Here is a 243-nt window from a genome sequence, read left to right on the forward strand (position 1 = left end):
ATTTTGTGCCAAACGGTAAATATTATTGCCTATCACCGGGTTGTTATCTACAAAACCGTACTTGCTGCTATTATTGCTTTGGGTGGTATATATTGGGCTAAAGGTATTATCAGCGCCTTCTTTCTCCAGTACAAAACCGGTATAAGTACCTGCATTACTCGCTACCCAGTTTAGCTGCACACCGCTGGTTATTTTTTGGCCGGTAAACGTTAACAGCTGGTAAGGCGGCAAAGCCTCACGTTC

The 243-nt window shown here is 43.6% G+C and carries 1 protein-coding gene; it reads right to left on the reverse strand.

What is annotated here, in order from left to right; translation table 11 throughout:
• A partial coding sequence (locus GSQ74_RS10965; protein WP_158993161.1) for a hypothetical protein occupies positions 1-243 on the reverse strand: 243 nt, incomplete at both ends.

This window comes from Mucilaginibacter sp. L196 (assembly GCF_009765905.1).
Classification (GTDB): domain Bacteria; phylum Bacteroidota; class Bacteroidia; order Sphingobacteriales; family Sphingobacteriaceae; genus Mucilaginibacter.